This is a genomic window from Pseudomonas sp. TE6283, from assembly GCF_054060555.1.
This window is the reverse complement of record NZ_JBSSDH010000040.1, coordinates 1-13,528: the sequence shown is the minus strand read 5'-3', so window position 1 is coordinate 13,528 and position 13,528 is coordinate 1. Positions and strand designations below refer to the sequence as shown.

General features: G+C 65.6%; 12 protein-coding genes. 10 read left to right on the top strand and 2 right to left on the bottom strand.

What is annotated here, in order from left to right:
- Positions 1–405 precede the first annotated feature (405 nt).
- Positions 406–597 carry a hypothetical protein gene (locus tag ACVWZ5_RS25410; protein WP_457340940.1) on the top strand — a complete coding sequence of 64 codons (192 nt, stop codon included), beginning with the start codon at positions 406–408 and terminating at the stop codon, positions 595–597.
- 9 nt (positions 598–606) lie between these two features.
- Positions 607–1,500, top strand: a complete 894-nt coding sequence (locus ACVWZ5_RS25405; RefSeq protein ID WP_280071391.1) for a 1-aminocyclopropane-1-carboxylate deaminase/D-cysteine desulfhydrase — start codon at positions 607–609, stop codon at positions 1,498–1,500.
- Here ACVWZ5_RS25405 and ACVWZ5_RS25400 read toward each other — a convergent pair.
- Both ACVWZ5_RS25400 and ACVWZ5_RS25395 read right to left on the bottom strand, forming a co-directional pair.
- A complete protein-coding gene (locus ACVWZ5_RS25400; protein ID WP_028692911.1) occupies positions 1,491–2,036 on the bottom strand; it encodes a cytochrome b in 546 nt (181 codons plus the stop codon). The genes ACVWZ5_RS25405 and ACVWZ5_RS25400 overlap by 10 nt on opposite strands.
- 122 nt (positions 2,037–2,158) lie before the next feature.
- The gene (locus ACVWZ5_RS25395) at positions 2,159–3,148 is read right to left on the bottom strand and encodes a DUF1853 family protein (protein WP_280084065.1); all 990 of its coding nucleotides are present in this window, start codon (positions 3,146–3,148) and stop codon (positions 2,159–2,161) included.
- 45 nt (positions 3,149–3,193) lie between these two features.
- On the opposite strand from ACVWZ5_RS25395, the gene ACVWZ5_RS25390 reads away from it, so the two are divergent.
- From ACVWZ5_RS25390 to ACVWZ5_RS25355, 8 genes are all read left to right on the top strand, one after another.
- On the top strand, positions 3,194–4,084 hold the full coding sequence (locus tag ACVWZ5_RS25390) for an NAD(+) kinase (protein ID WP_023632574.1): 891 nt from the start codon (positions 3,194–3,196) through the stop codon (positions 4,082–4,084).
- Positions 4,084–5,055: a metallophosphoesterase gene (locus ACVWZ5_RS25385; RefSeq protein WP_028692913.1), complete on the top strand. Its 972-nt coding sequence runs from the start codon at positions 4,084–4,086 to the stop codon at positions 5,053–5,055. Before ACVWZ5_RS25390 ends, ACVWZ5_RS25385 begins: the two co-directional genes overlap by 1 nt.
- On the top strand, positions 5,052–5,924 hold the full coding sequence (locus ACVWZ5_RS25380; protein WP_280071517.1) for a rhomboid family intramembrane serine protease: 873 nt from the start codon (positions 5,052–5,054) through the stop codon (positions 5,922–5,924). The genes ACVWZ5_RS25385 and ACVWZ5_RS25380 overlap by 4 nt, the downstream gene beginning before the upstream one ends.
- Before the next feature lie 13 nt (positions 5,925–5,937).
- On the top strand, positions 5,938–6,198 hold the full coding sequence (locus tag ACVWZ5_RS25375) for a YeaC family protein (protein ID WP_011532970.1): 261 nt from the start codon (positions 5,938–5,940) through the stop codon (positions 6,196–6,198).
- The gene (locus tag ACVWZ5_RS25370; RefSeq protein ID WP_280071518.1) at positions 6,195–7,025 is read left to right on the top strand and encodes a DUF2797 domain-containing protein; all 831 of its coding nucleotides are present in this window, start codon (positions 6,195–6,197) and stop codon (positions 7,023–7,025) included. Before ACVWZ5_RS25375 ends, ACVWZ5_RS25370 begins: the two co-directional genes overlap by 4 nt.
- Positions 7,026–7,038: 13 nt before the next feature.
- A complete protein-coding gene (gene pepN, locus ACVWZ5_RS25365; protein WP_084943628.1) occupies positions 7,039–9,696 on the top strand; it encodes an aminopeptidase N in 2,658 nt (885 codons plus the stop codon).
- 292 nt (positions 9,697–9,988) lie between these two features.
- A complete protein-coding gene (locus ACVWZ5_RS25360) occupies positions 9,989–11,005 on the top strand; it encodes a WD40/YVTN/BNR-like repeat-containing protein (RefSeq protein ID WP_062574657.1) in 1,017 nt (338 codons plus the stop codon).
- Positions 11,002–13,395, top strand: coding sequence for an efflux RND transporter permease subunit (locus ACVWZ5_RS25355; protein WP_186600751.1), 2,394 nt, complete (start codon positions 11,002–11,004; stop codon positions 13,393–13,395). The genes ACVWZ5_RS25360 and ACVWZ5_RS25355 overlap by 4 nt, the downstream gene beginning before the upstream one ends.
- Positions 13,396–13,528: the final 133 nt, after the last annotated feature.

The window sequence follows — 13,528 nt, the reverse complement described above, 5'->3', positions numbered from 1 at the left end:
GCGAAGCGTAGGGGCCGGATGAATGGAGCGAGGATTTTTTGGTGACTTTTTGATCCTTCAAAAAGTTACCCGCCGTAAGGGCGGAAAGGTGACTTTGCGCCATCATCGCAAATGAATGCGCATATAGCTTTCAAAACACACTCTCTCAAAGTCAAAGTCAAAGTCAAAGTCAAAGTCAAAGTCAAATGCGATCGGCGTGGGTTTTCACAGTTGTAAGCGCATTCATTAGCTATACTGACGCATAGTCACCTTTTCGCCCTTACGGCGAGTCACTTTTTGTCAAACGCCCGGAGCGCCGGCCGGACAAAAGTAACCAAAAAACGCTGCGCTCCATTCATCCGGCCTTGCTCCCGGGAGGACCGCGCTGCAGGGCCCATCCTGGGCCCCAGCGCTTGACGGGCATCCATGCCCGTCACCTCCCTGCGCAAGACCTGCGTTCGGCCTCCTGAAGTCGCGAAGGTACGGGCGGCGCCTGGGCTGACGCAGCTGTCGCTAGCGGGCTATGGCGCTAGACTCTTGATCGGCAACGGCAACGGCAACGGCAACGGCAACGGCAACGGCAACGAGCAGCACGTCTGCATCTGCGCGATCAGATAAACTGCCTTCATGTCTGATTTTTCTCTCCCCCAAGCCCCTCTGCATCGCCTGGACCTGCCTTGGTTACGCCACGCGAGAATCAACGCCGCGGTCCTGCGCCTGGACCTGATCGACCCACTGATCAGCGGCAACAAATGGTTCAAGCTGCGTCATCACCTGCTCCAGGCCCGCACGGCCAATGTCCCGGGCCTGATAAGCCTGGGCGGCAACCATTCCAACCATCTCCACGCCCTGGCGGCCGCCGGCAAGCGCTTCGGCTTCGCCACCGCCGGCCTGCTGCGTGGCCACCCCCAGGAAACACCGACGGTACAGGACCTGCGAGCCCTGGGCATGGAACTGCACTGGCTCGGTTTCGGCGGCTACCGCGCCCGCCATGAGCCCGATTTCTGGCAGCCCTGGCAGGCCAGGTACCCAGGTTGGCACTGTATCCCCGAAGGCGGTGGCGGCCTGGTCGGTGCCCAGGGCTGCGGGTTGATCGTCGAGCAATGCCGGGCGCAACTGGCAACGCTCGGCTGGACGGGCTACGACGCCTGGTGGCTGGCGGCAGGGACCGGCACGACCCTGGCGGGCCTGGTGCTGGAGGAGGCGGGCAGGCACGCCGTCCATGGCGCCCTCGCCGTGCCGCTTGATCACGGTGTGCCGGAAACCGTCGCGGCGCTGGCCGGCGTGCACGGCTACCAGTTGCACGACGCCAGCCGCGGCGGCTTTGCCCGTATCGACGACGCACTGCTGGCATTCATCGCCGACACCGAACGGCAAACCGGCATGCCGCTGGAAGCGCTCTACACCGGCAAGGCCCTGCTGGCCCTGCGCGACCAGGTCGAGGCCGGGTGCTTCGCCCCCGGCACCCGTCTGGTGTTCCTGCACACCGGAGGCCTGCAGGGACGACGCGGTTATTTGTAGGGCAGCATGCGCAGCAGCGTGTTGTCGCGCCGCACATAGTGGTGATAGAGCCCAGCCAGCGCGTGCAGGCCGATCAGCCAGTAGCCCCAGCTGCCGATACGCTCGTGCCAGCCCTTGATGAACTTGCTCAAGTCCGGATCCGGAGCGACGATGGCCGGCAGCTCCAGGCCATAGAACGGGATCGGCTTGTCAGCGGCGCTGAGGATCGCCCAACCGGCCAGCGGCAGGCCGATCATCATCAGGTACAGCAGCAGGTGCACCAGGTGCGACAGGCCTGTCTGCCAGGCCGGCGGCCTGGGCACGATCGGCGGCGTGGGGCGCGACAGGCGCAGGGCCAGGCGCAGCCAGACCAGCACGAACACCGTCAGCCCAAGCATGAAGTGCAGGTCTTTCATCAGGTCGCGTTCGGCGCTGCCCTTGGGGAACAGGCCGCGCAGCTCGATGCAGGCGTAGACGGCGGCCAGCAGCACCAGCATCAGCCAGTGCAGGGCGATCGACAGCCGCGCGTAATGAGCTGCGGGGGTGGATGAATCCATGGTGAGTCCTCGTCATCAGGTTGGAAAGGGCGCTCTTGCTGGCGCCTGGCTGTCATCGTAACGGTGCGGTGTAAAAATTGTGTTGATATGGGCAGGCAAGAATGCCTCGTGCTACACGGTCATCACCCCGCAAGGTGTGGCCAGCTGTCTGCCACCATGAACACCCGCTCGGCTTCGTGCCAGGTACCGTCTCCAGCCTCTTCAAGCCTGACCAGCAACTGCGCCGGCGCCACTTCATCCAGTTCTTGCAACCAGCTGTCGAACTGCTCGGCCGCCCAGCAACGGTCTGCCTCCACCCGCGCCGGTGCCAGCCACCCCTGCCGGGATACCGGTTGCCAGCGTCCGAGGGTGCAGTGCTCGAGGTAATCCGCCCAATCCCGCCGATGCAACCAGCGCCCGCGCAAATGCGTCGGATGAGCACCCAAAGGCGCCTCGGCATGTCCGGGCCAGGGATAGAACAGATAACCGCCGAGCCACAGGTGCGCCTGAACTTCGGCGATACCCAGGCCATCCAGCGCTTCGCGGCTATGCGGCTGACCGGAGATCCTCAGTTGATGACCGGCCAGGTGCGCCAGCTTGGTGCCGAGGCGGTCGTGGCAGCCGGGGCCGAGCCAGTGCGCAGGGTCCTGGCCATCGTCGACGGGTGGGCCCAGGTAGAGCTTGATGGCCAGTTCCAGATGATGATCGCCGTCACGGTCGCGCAGCAACAGGTCGAGTTCACCCAGGGTGCGCCCGCCGTCGCGGATTGCCAGGTTGGCCGCCAGCAGCTCGATGCCCGGCGCGTGCTGCAGGGCGAACTGCCAAAGGCTTTCGTAGTACAAGCCCAGCCGCCGACTGTTCAGGCGTGTCAGCCACCTCAGCAGCGGCGTGGGCGCCTGGTCGAGCGCCGCGAGCCAGTGGCCAAGGCGCTGCGGATCATCGGCCCAGGCGCTGCCCAGCAGCGGGTGGCGCTGGGGGCAGCCGGCCTGGGCCAGCAGCGGTGGCGACAGCAACGCCCAGGCCAGGTCGCGCACGGCAGGGTGGCGCAGCTGGCGGGGCAGGGACTCGAGATCGGCGAAGGGCATCATCCAGCGAGCATAGCCGGTTTGCCGCTGGCCGGTCCTTTCGCCCATAATCCCGGCATTGTCACCCCCGCCGCAGAGCTTTGCAGGAGCACCATGGAGCAATTTCGCAATATCGGTATCATCGGACGCCTTGGCAGCTCCCAGGTGCTCGACACCATTCGCCGACTGAAAAAATTCCTCCTCGAGCGCCACCTGCACGTGATCCTCGAGGACACCATCGCCGAAGTCCTGCCCGGCCACGGCCTGCAGACCTCCACGCGCAAGCTGCTGGGCGAGGTCTGCGACCTGGTCATCGTGGTCGGCGGCGACGGCAGCCTGCTTGGCGCTGCCCGCGCCCTGGCCCGGCACAACATCCCGGTGCTGGGCATCAACCGCGGCAACCTGGGTTTTCTCACCGACATCCGCCCCGACGAGCTGGAAGAGAAGGTCGCCGAGGTGCTCGACGGCCACTATCTGGTGGAGAACCGCTTCCTGCTGCAGGCCGAGGTGCGCCGTCACCACGAGGCCATCGGCCAGGGCGATGCGCTTAATGACGTGGTGCTGCACCCGGGCAAGTCGACGCGGATGATCGAGTTCGAGATCTACATCGACGGCCAGTTCGTCTGCAGCCAGAAGGCCGACGGCCTGATCGTCGCCACCCCGACCGGCTCAACCGCCTATGCGCTGTCGGCCGGTGGCCCGATCATGCACCCCAAGCTCGACGCCATCGTCATCGTGCCGATGTACCCGCACACGCTGTCGGGTCGACCGATCGTGGTGGACGGTAACAGCGAGCTGAAGATCGTCGTGTCCAAGGACCTGCAGATTTACCCGCAGGTCTCCTGTGACGGCCAGAACCACTTCACCTGCGCCCCCGGCGACACCATCACGGTGAGCAAGAAGCCGCAGAAGCTGCGCCTGATCCATCCGCTGGACCACAACTACTATGAGGTCTGTCGCACCAAGCTCGGCTGGGGCAGCCGCCTGGGCGGCAGGGACGACTGATGCTCGATCCGGCGCGCAGTTTCGACATCATCGGTGACGTGCACGGCTGTGCGCTCACCCTCGAACGCCTACTCGACGCGCTCGGCTACAAGCGGGTCGGCGGGGTCTGGCGCCACCCTCGGCGCCAGGCGCTGTTCCTCGGCGACATCGTCGACCGTGGCCCGCGCATCCGCGAGGCGCTGCACATCGTCCACGACATGGTCGAGGCCGGCCAGGCCTTCTGCATCATGGGCAACCACGAGTACAACGCCCTGGGCTGGGTCACCCCGGCACTGCCCGGCAGTGGCAAGGCCTTCGTGCGCGAGCACACCCCGCGCCATGCCCGGCTGATCGACGAGACCCTCACCCAGTTCGCCCAGCACCCCGGCGACTGGCACGATTTCATCCAGTGGTTCTATGAGCTGCCGCTGTTCGTCGACGCCGGACGCTTCCGCCTGGTGCACGCCTGCTGGGACCCGCGCCTGATCGAGCCGCTGCGCCAGCAGTACCCCACGGGGCGTATCGACGAGCACTTCGTGCAGGCGTCGGCGGTGTCCGGCAGCTTCGCCGCCACGGTGTGCAACCGCCTGCTGCGCGGTACCGACATGCGCCTGCCGGACGGCCTGACGCTGACCGGTGGCGATGGCCTGACCCGCGCCTTCTTCCGCACCAAGTTCTGGGAGGAAGACCCGCAGACCTACGGCGACATCGTCTTCCAGCCCGACGCGCTGCCCGACGAGGTGGCACGCACGCCCCTCAGTCACAGCCAGAAAAACGCCCTGCTGCGCTACGACGAGGACGAGCCATTGCTGTTCGTCGGCCACTACTGGCGCAGCGGACGCCCGGCGCCGATTCGCGCCAACCTCGCCTGCCTGGACTACAGCGCCGTGCTCTACGGCAAGCTGGCAGCCTACCGCCTGGATGATGAAACGCGCATCGACCCGCACAAGTTCGTCTGGGTCGACGTCGACCGTCCGCAGGCCAGCCAATGAACGTGATCGAAGTACTGCGCCTGCCGCTGGCGGTCGACCTGAGCGGTTTCGTCGCCTTGCTGCGCCGCCTGCAGGTGCCGCACCGGGTGGTGGAGGAGGGCGGGGAGCAGGTGCTGTGGACGCCGCCGGCCATGGCCGGGGATGTGCTCGAGTTGTACCGGCGTTTCCCTGACGGCAATGCCGATCTGCAGGCAATGCCCGAAGCCGTGGAAGTCGCTCCGGCGCCACCTTCGCTGAAGGAGCAGGCCCTGGCCTGCAAGGTCACCGCCGCGATACTGATCCTGAGCCTGGTGGTCGCCGCCGTGACCGGCCTGGGCGACAACCTGTCGACCATCGGCTGGTTCACCTTCCTGTCCTTCAAGGTGCAGGGCGACTACCTGTACTTCACCCCGTTGCTTCAGGGCCTGGCCGAAGGCCAATGGTGGCGCCTGGTGTCACCGATGCTGCTGCATTTCGGCGTGCTGCACCTGGCGATGAACGGCCTGTGGTACTGGGAACTGGGCAAGCGCATCGAGTTGCGCCAGGGGCCGTGGATGCTGCTGGGGCTGACCTTGCTGTTCAGCCTGGTGTCCAACCTGGCCCAGCATTTCACCAGCGGCCCGAGTTTGTTCGGCGGCCTGTCCGGGGTGCTCTACGGCTTGCTCGGGCATGTCTGGCTGTACCAGTGGCTGGCGCCCAATCCGCAGTTCAACCTGCCCAAAGGCGTTCTGGTGATGATGCTGATCTGGCTGGTGATCTGCCTGAGCGGCGTGGTCGGGCAGCTCGGCTTCGGCCAGATCGCCAACGCCGCCCATGTCGGCGGGTTGCTCATCGGATGCCTTACAGGGCTCTTGGGTGGCGCGCTGGCCCGGCGTAAACTGTCCGCCTGACTGAGGAGACAGCATGTCCACTTTCGCGCAAATGATCGAAAACATCACCCCCGAGATCTACGAGAGCCTGAAGACGGCCGTGGAGATCGGCAAATGGTCCGACGGCCGCAAGCTGACCGCCGAGCAGAAGGAGCTGTCGCTGCAGGCGGTGATCGCCTGGGAGATGAAGAACCTTCCCGAAGAGCAGCGCACCGGCTACATGGGCCCGCAGGAGTGCGCCTCGAAGTCGGCGCCGATCGCCAACATCCTGTTCAAGTCGGACTCGGTACATTGATCGAACTCGCTCGTGGCTCTTTGAGCAAGATGGCGGTGCGCCTGGACGCACCGGTCGTTCAATACAGCTTCCGCCTGGATGACGCCGAGGTGCCGGTCAACCCGCTGATCGGCCAGTCGATCCGTCTGGAATACCTCGGCGCGATCCACTGCAGCCATTGCGGCAAGCGCACCAAGACCAGCTTCAGCCAGGGGTACTGCTACCCGTGCATGACCAAGCTGGCCCAGTGCGATGTGTGCATCATGGCCCCGGAGAAATGCCACTACGATGCCGGCACCTGCCGCGAGCCTTCGTGGGGCGAGCAGTTCTGCATGACCGACCACGTGGTCTACCTGGCCAACTCGTCGGGCATCAAGGTCGGCATCACCCGCGCCACCCAACTGCCCACCCGCTGGCTCGACCAGGGCGCCAGCCAGGCGCTGCCGATCATGCGCGTGGCCACCCGCCAGCAATCCGGGCTGGTCGAGGACGTGCTGCGCAGCCAGGTGCCGGATCGCACCAACTGGCGCGCGCTGCTCAAGGGCGACGCCGAGGTGCTCGACCTGCCGGCCATCCGCGAACAGATCTTCGACGCCTGCGCCGACGGCATCCGCGGCCTGCAGGAGCGCTTCGGGTTGCAGGCCATCCAGCCGCTGACCGACGCCGAGGTGGTGCAGATGCGCTACCCGGTCGAGGCCTACCCGAAAAAGATCGTCAGCTTCAACCTCGACAAGGACCCGGTCGTGGAAGGCACGCTGTTGGGCATCAAGGGCCAGTACCTGATCTTCGACACCGGCGTGATCAACATTCGCAAGTACACGGCCTACCAGCTGGCCGTGCTCCAGTAAAAGGATCGTCACCATGCGTACCGAACAACCGCAAGTGATCTACCTCAAGGACTATCAGGCCCCCGAGTACCTGATCGACGAGACCCACCTGACCTTCGAACTGTTCGAGGACCACAGCCTGGTCCATGCGCAGCTGGTCATGCGCCGCAACCCCGAGCGCGGCGCCGGCCTGCCGCCACTGGTGCTCGATGGCCAGCACCTGGAACTGCTGAGCGTGCAGCTGGACGACCAGGCGCTGGGCGCCAACGACTACCAGCTCGACGACGACAGCCTCACCGTGCAGCCGAAGGGCGAGCGCTTCACCCTGGACACCAGCGTGAAGATCCACCCGGAGAGCAACACCGCGCTGGAAGGCCTGTACAAGTCCGGCAAGATGTTCTGCACCCAGTGCGAGGCCGAGGGCTTTCGCAAGATCACCTACTACCTCGACCGCCCCGACGTGATGAGCACCTTCACCACCACGGTGATCGCCGAGCAGCATCGCTACCCGGTGCTGTTGTCCAACGGCAACCCGGTCGGCAGCGGCCCGGGCGAGGACGGCCGCCACTGGGCGACCTGGGAAGACCCGTTCAAGAAGCCGGCCTACCTGTTCGCGCTGGTGGCCGGTGACCTCTGGTGCAAGGAAGACACGTTCGTTCGCCAGTCAGGCCGCGATGTGACCCTGCGCATCTACGTCGAGCCGGAAAACCTCGACAAGTGCGACCACGCCATGGTCAGCCTGAAGAAGTCCATGCGCTGGGACGAGGAAGTCTACGGTCGCGAGTACGACCTGGACATCTTCATGATCGTCGCGGTCAACGACTTCAACATGGGCGCCATGGAAAACAAGGGCCTGAACATCTTCAACTCCAGCTGCGTGCTGGCCCGCGCCGAGACCGCCACCGACGCCGCCCACCAGCGGGTCGAGGGCGTGGTCGCCCACGAGTACTTCCACAACTGGTCGGGCAACCGCGTGACCTGCCGCGACTGGTTCCAGCTGTCGCTCAAGGAAGGCTTCACGGTGTACCGCGACGCCGAGTTCAGCGCCGACATGAACTCGCGCACGGTCAAGCGCATCGAGGATGTCGCCTACCTGCGCACCCACCAGTTCGCCGAGGATGCCGGCCCCATGGCCCACCCGGTGCGCCCGGCGAGTTTCATCGAGATCTCCAACTTCTACACCCTGACCGTGTACGAGAAGGGCGCCGAGGTCGTGGGCATGGTCCATACCCTGCTGGGCGCCGAGGGCTTCCGCAAGGGCAGCGACCTGTACTTCGAGCGTCACGACGGCCAGGCGGTGACCACCGACGACTTCATCAAGGCCATGGAAGACGCCAACGGCGTCGACCTGACCCAGTTCAAGCGCTGGTACAGCCAGGCCGGCACGCCGCGCCTGGAGGTCAGCGAGGCCTATGACGCCGCCGCGCAGACCTACAGCCTGACCTTCCGCCAAAGCTGCCCGCAGACCCCGGACAAGGTCGAGAAGCTGCCGTTCGTGATCCCGGTGGCCCTGGGCCTGCTGGACGCCGAAGGCAACGACCTGCCGCTGCGCCTGGTGGGCGAGGCGCAGGCCGGCGGCAGCAGCCGCGTGCTGTCGGTGACCGAGGCCGAGCAGACCTTCACCTTCGAGGGGATCAAGGCCAAGCCGCTGCCGTCGCTGCTGCGCGGCTTCAGCGCGCCGGTCAAGCTGAGCTTCCCGTACGACCGCGACCAGCTGATGTTCCTCATGCAGCACGACAGCGATGGCTTCAACCGCTGGGAAGCGGGCCAGCAGCTGTCGGTGCAGGTGCTGCAGGAACTGATCGGCCAGCACCAGCGCGGCGAAGCGCTCACGCTCGATCAGCGCCTGATCACTGCATTGGGCACCGTGCTCGGCAATGAGGCGCTGGACCCGGCCATGGTCGCCGAGATGCTTTCGCTGCCGGGCGAGGCGTACCTCACCGAGATCAGCCAGGTGGCCGATGTCGATGCGATCCACGCCGCCCGCGAGTTCGCCCGCCAGCAGATCGCCGAGCAGCTGTTCGACGCCCTGTGGGCGCGCTACCAGGCCAACCGCGAGGTCTCGCGCAAGACCGCCTATGTGGCCTCGGCCGAGCATTTCGCCCGCCGCAGCCTGCAGAACATCGCCCTGTCGTACCTGATGCTGACCGCCAAGGCGCCGGTGCTCGAGGCGACCCTGGAACAGTTCGAGCACTGCGACAACATGACCGAGCGCCTCACCGCCCTGGCGGTGCTGGTCAATTCGCCGTTCGAGGCCGAGCGGGCCAAGGCGCTGGAAGCCTTCGCCGAGCACTTCAAGGACAACCCGCTGGTCATGGACCAGTGGTTCAGCGTACAGGCGGCCAGCACCCTGCCGGGTGGCCTGGCGCGGGTCCAGGCGTTGATGCAGCACCCGGCCTTCACCCTGAAGAACCCGAACAAGGTGCGCGCGCTGGTCGGTGCCTTCGCCGGTCAGAACCTGGTCAACTTCCACGCCGCCGATGGTTCGGGGTACCGTTTCCTGGCGGACCTGGTGATCGAGCTCAACGCGCTGAACCCGCAGATCGCCTCGCGTCAACTCGCCCCGCTGACCCGCTGGCGCAAGTACGACGACAAGCGCCAGGCGCTGATGAAGGGCGAGCTGGAGCGGATTCTCGCGTCCGGGGCGCTGTCCAGCGATGTGTACGAGGTGGTGAGCAAGAGCCTGGCGTAAGCCTGGTAGACATTGGGGCTGCTGCGCAGCCCATCGCGACGCAAGGCCGCTCCCACAGGGATGGCGCCAGGGCAGAATTGGCGCATATCCTGTGGGAGCGGCCTTGCGTCGCGATGGGCCGCAAGGCGGCCCCAATTGTTCCCGTGGTTAACAAAACATAACGTCCCGCTCGTTGTGTTCCGCCGAACAACCCCGATACGATGACCAAAAGCTATTCCAGGGCTCTGGAACAGGGTTTTCGCAGTACCTGGCAATAGATTGACCCACCACAAGAACACAACAGGGGGCAGTCATGAGAGAGCGGGCAAGGGCACGCTACAGCCTGGCGGCCAGCGCTATGCTGGCGCTGACGCTGGGGATCGGGTCCGGGCATGTCCTGGCGGCGGTGGCCGCCGAGGAATACTCGGTGGAGTCGGCCAAGGCCAGCCAGAGCCTGCTGATCGGCGCCACCCAAGCCGGGCAGCGCCTGGTGGTGGTCGGTGATCGCGGCCACATCCTGTTCTCCGACGACCAGGGCAAGACCTGGACCCAGGCCCGGGTCCCCACCCGGCAACTGCTCACCGCCGTGTTCTTCCTCGACGACAGGCGCGGCTGGGCCGTCGGCCATGACGCGCAGATCCTCGCCAGCAGCGACGGCGGCGCGACCTGGAGCAAGCAGTTCGAAGACCTGTCCCGCGAAGCCCCCTTGCTCGATGTGCGTTTCCTCGACCCGCAGCACGGCTTCGCCGTGGGCGCCTACGGTGCCTTGCTGGAAACCCTCGATGGCGGCCAGCACTGGCAGGATGTCGCCGAGCGCCTGGACAACCCCGACCAGTTGCACCTCAACGCCATCACCCAGGTGAAGGACGCCGGCCTGTTCATCGTCGGCGAACAGGGCGGCATGTTCCGCTCCAGCGACGCCGGCCAGAGCTGGACCAAGGTCCAGGGCCCCTACGAGGGCTCGCTGTTCGGCGTGATCGGCACCGCCCAGCCCAACACCCTGCTGGCCTACGGCCTGCGCGGCAACCTGTTCCGCTCCACCGACTTCGGCGACAGCTGGCAGCCGATCGAGCTCAAGGCCGAACGCGGCCCGCTCGAATTCGGCCTGGCAAGCGCTACGCTTCTCGAAGACGGCAGCCTGGTGCTGGTCGGCAACGGCGGCAGCGTGCTGCGCAGCCATGATGACGGGCAGACCTTCAGCGTGCGCAACCGCGCCGATCGCATTGCCCTGTCGGGCGTCAGCGGCCTGGGCGGTGGCGGTCTGCTGCTGGTCGGGCAAGGGGGCGTGCACCTGGCCTCGGCCGACGGTACCCAGGAGGCGCGTCCATGACCAGCCGGGAGAGCTTCGACATGCAGCACAAGGACAAGGCCACCCTGCTGGAACGCCTGATCTTCAACAACCGTCCCATTGTCATCGCCATCTGCGTGCTGGTGAGCATCTTCCTGTTCTGGCAGGCCACGCAGATCCGCCCGTCCACCAGCTTCGAGAAGATGATTCCGCTGCAACATCCGTTCATCGAACAGATGCTCGAGCACCGCAACGACCTGGCCAACCTCGGCAACACCGTGCGTGTGTCGGTGGAGTCGACCAAGGGTGACATCTTCGACAAGGACTATATGGAGACCCTGCGTCAGATCCATGACGAGGTGTTCTACATCCCCGGCGTCGACCGCGCCGGCCTCAAGTCGCTGTGGAGCCCCAGCGTGCGCTGGAGCGAGGTCACCGAAGAAGGCTTTTCCGGCGGCGAGGTGATCCCCAACACCTACAACGGCTCCCAGGACAGCCTCGACACCCTGCGCGACAACGTGCTCAAGTCCGGCCAGGTCGGGCGCCTGGTGGCCAACAACTTCAAGTCCAGCATCATCGACATCCCGCTGCTGGAAAGCTACCCCGACCCGCAGGACCCGGGGCGCCAGGTCAAGCTCGACTACCAGCAGTTCTCGCACCAGCTGGAAGAGAAGATCCGCGACAAGTTCCAGGCGCAGAACCCCAACGTCAAGATCCATATCGTCGGCTTCGCCAAGAAGGTCGGCGACCTGATCGACGGCCTGGTGATGGTGGCGATGTTCTTCGGCGTGGCGCTGGTGATTACCTGGGCGCTGCTGTACTGGTTCACCTGGTGCATCCGCAGCACCATCGCCGTGCTCATCACCACCCTGGTGGCGGTAGTCTGGCAGTTGGGGTTGATGCATGCGGTGGGCTTTGGCCTGGACCCGTACTCGATGTTGGTGCCGTTCCTGATCTTCGCCATCGGCATCTCCCACGGGGTGCAGAAGATCAACGGCATCGCCCTGCAGTCCAGCGACGCCGACAACGCCCTGACCGCGGCGCGGCGCACATTCCGCCAGCTGTTCCTGCCGGGGATGATCGCCATCCTCGCCGATGCCGTGGGCTTCATCACCCTGCTGATCATCGACATCGGGGTGATCCGCGAGCTGGCCATCGGCGCCTCGATCGGCGTGGCGGTGATCGTCTTCACCAACCTGATCCTGCTGCCGGTGGCGATCAGCTACGTCGGCATCAGCCAGAAGGCCATCGCCCGCAGCAAGAAGGACGCCACCCGCGAGCACCCGTTCTGGCGCCTGCTGTCCAACTTCGCCAGCGCAAAGGTGGCGCCGGTGTCGGTGGTGCTGGCGCTGCTGGCCTTCGCCGGCGGCCTCTGGTACAGCCAGAACCTGAAGATCGGCGACCTCGACCAGGGCGCGCCGGAGCTGCGCCCGGACTCGCGCTACAACCAGGACAACAGCTTCATCATCAGCAACTACTCGACCAGTTCCGACGTGCTGGTGATCATGGTCAAGACCCCGGCCGAGAGCTGCTCGATCCACTCGACCATGGCGCCGATCGACGAGTTGATGTGGACCATGGACAACACCCCGGGGGTGCAGTCGACCATCTCTCTGGTGACCGTGTCGAAACAGGTCATCAAGGGCATGAACGAGGGCAGCCTGAAATGGGAGACCCTGTCGCGCAACCCGGACATCCTCAACAACTCCATCGCCCGCGCCGACGGCCTGTACAACGCCGACTGCTCGCTGGCGCCGGTGCTGGTGTTCCTCAACGACCACAAGGCCGAGACCCTGGAGCGGGTCACCGCCGCGGCCAAGGCCTTTGCCGACAGCCACAACAGGGAAGGCCTGCAGTTCCTCCTGGCGGCGGGTAACGCCGGCATCGAGGCGGCCACCAACGAGGTGATCAAGTCGGCCGAGCTGACCATCCTCATCCTGGTCTACATCTGCGTGGCGGTGATGTGCATGATCACCTTCCGCTCGTTCGCCGCGACGCTGTGCATCGTCCTGCCGCTGGTGCTGACCTCGGTGCTGGGCAACGCGCTGATGGCGTTCATGGGCATCGGCGTGAAGGTTGCCACGTTGCCGGTGGTGGCGCTGGGCGTGGGCATCGGCGTGGACTACGGCATCTACATCTACAGCCGCCTGGAGAGCTTCCTGCGTGCCGGCCTGCCGTTGCAGGAGGCCTACTACGAGACCCTGCGCTCCACCGGCAAGGCGGTGCTGTTCACCGGCCTGTGCCTGGCCATCGGCGTGTGCACCTGGATCTTCTCGGCCATCAAGTTCCAGGCCGACATGGGCCTTATGCTGACGTTCATGCTGCTGTGGAACATGTTCGGCGCCCTGTGGCTGCTGCCGGCGCTGGCGCGGTTCCTGATCAAGCCGCAGAAGCTGGCGGGCAAGGAGGGCGGGTCGATCTTCGCCCATTGATTGCGGCTTGATCGCGGGGCCGGGGGGGGGGGGGGGGGGCGGGGGGGGGGGGCGGGGGGGGGGTATATTTGGGGCGTTTTTTTAAATGTGGGGGGCAATAAAACCACACCCACCCCCCCCCCGACAAGGGCAA

Excerpts from the sequence above, each read along its gene's own strand:
- ACVWZ5_RS25410 (WP_457340940.1), top strand. The coding sequence starts at position 406 with ATGCCCGTCACCTCCCTGCGCAAGACCTGCGTTCGGCCTCCTGAAGTC.
- ACVWZ5_RS25405 (WP_280071391.1), top strand. The coding sequence starts at position 607 with ATGTCTGATTTTTCTCTCCCCCAAGCCCCTCTGCATCGCCTGGACCTG.
- ACVWZ5_RS25400 (WP_028692911.1), bottom strand. The coding sequence starts at position 2,036 with ATGGATTCATCCACCCCCGCAGCTCATTACGCGCGGCTGTCGATCGCC.
- ACVWZ5_RS25395 (WP_280084065.1), bottom strand. The coding sequence starts at position 3,148 with ATGGGCGAAAGGACCGGCCAGCGGCAAACCGGCTATGCTCGCTGGATG.
- ACVWZ5_RS25390 (WP_023632574.1), top strand. The coding sequence starts at position 3,194 with ATGGAGCAATTTCGCAATATCGGTATCATCGGACGCCTTGGCAGCTCC.
- ACVWZ5_RS25385 (WP_028692913.1), top strand. The coding sequence starts at position 4,084 with ATGCTCGATCCGGCGCGCAGTTTCGACATCATCGGTGACGTGCACGGC.
- ACVWZ5_RS25380 (WP_280071517.1), top strand. The coding sequence starts at position 5,052 with ATGAACGTGATCGAAGTACTGCGCCTGCCGCTGGCGGTCGACCTGAGC.
- ACVWZ5_RS25375 (WP_011532970.1), top strand. The coding sequence starts at position 5,938 with ATGTCCACTTTCGCGCAAATGATCGAAAACATCACCCCCGAGATCTAC.
- pepN (WP_084943628.1), top strand. The coding sequence starts at position 7,039 with ATGCGTACCGAACAACCGCAAGTGATCTACCTCAAGGACTATCAGGCC.
- ACVWZ5_RS25360 (WP_062574657.1), top strand. The coding sequence starts at position 9,989 with ATGAGAGAGCGGGCAAGGGCACGCTACAGCCTGGCGGCCAGCGCTATG.
- ACVWZ5_RS25355 (WP_186600751.1), top strand. The coding sequence starts at position 11,002 with ATGACCAGCCGGGAGAGCTTCGACATGCAGCACAAGGACAAGGCCACC.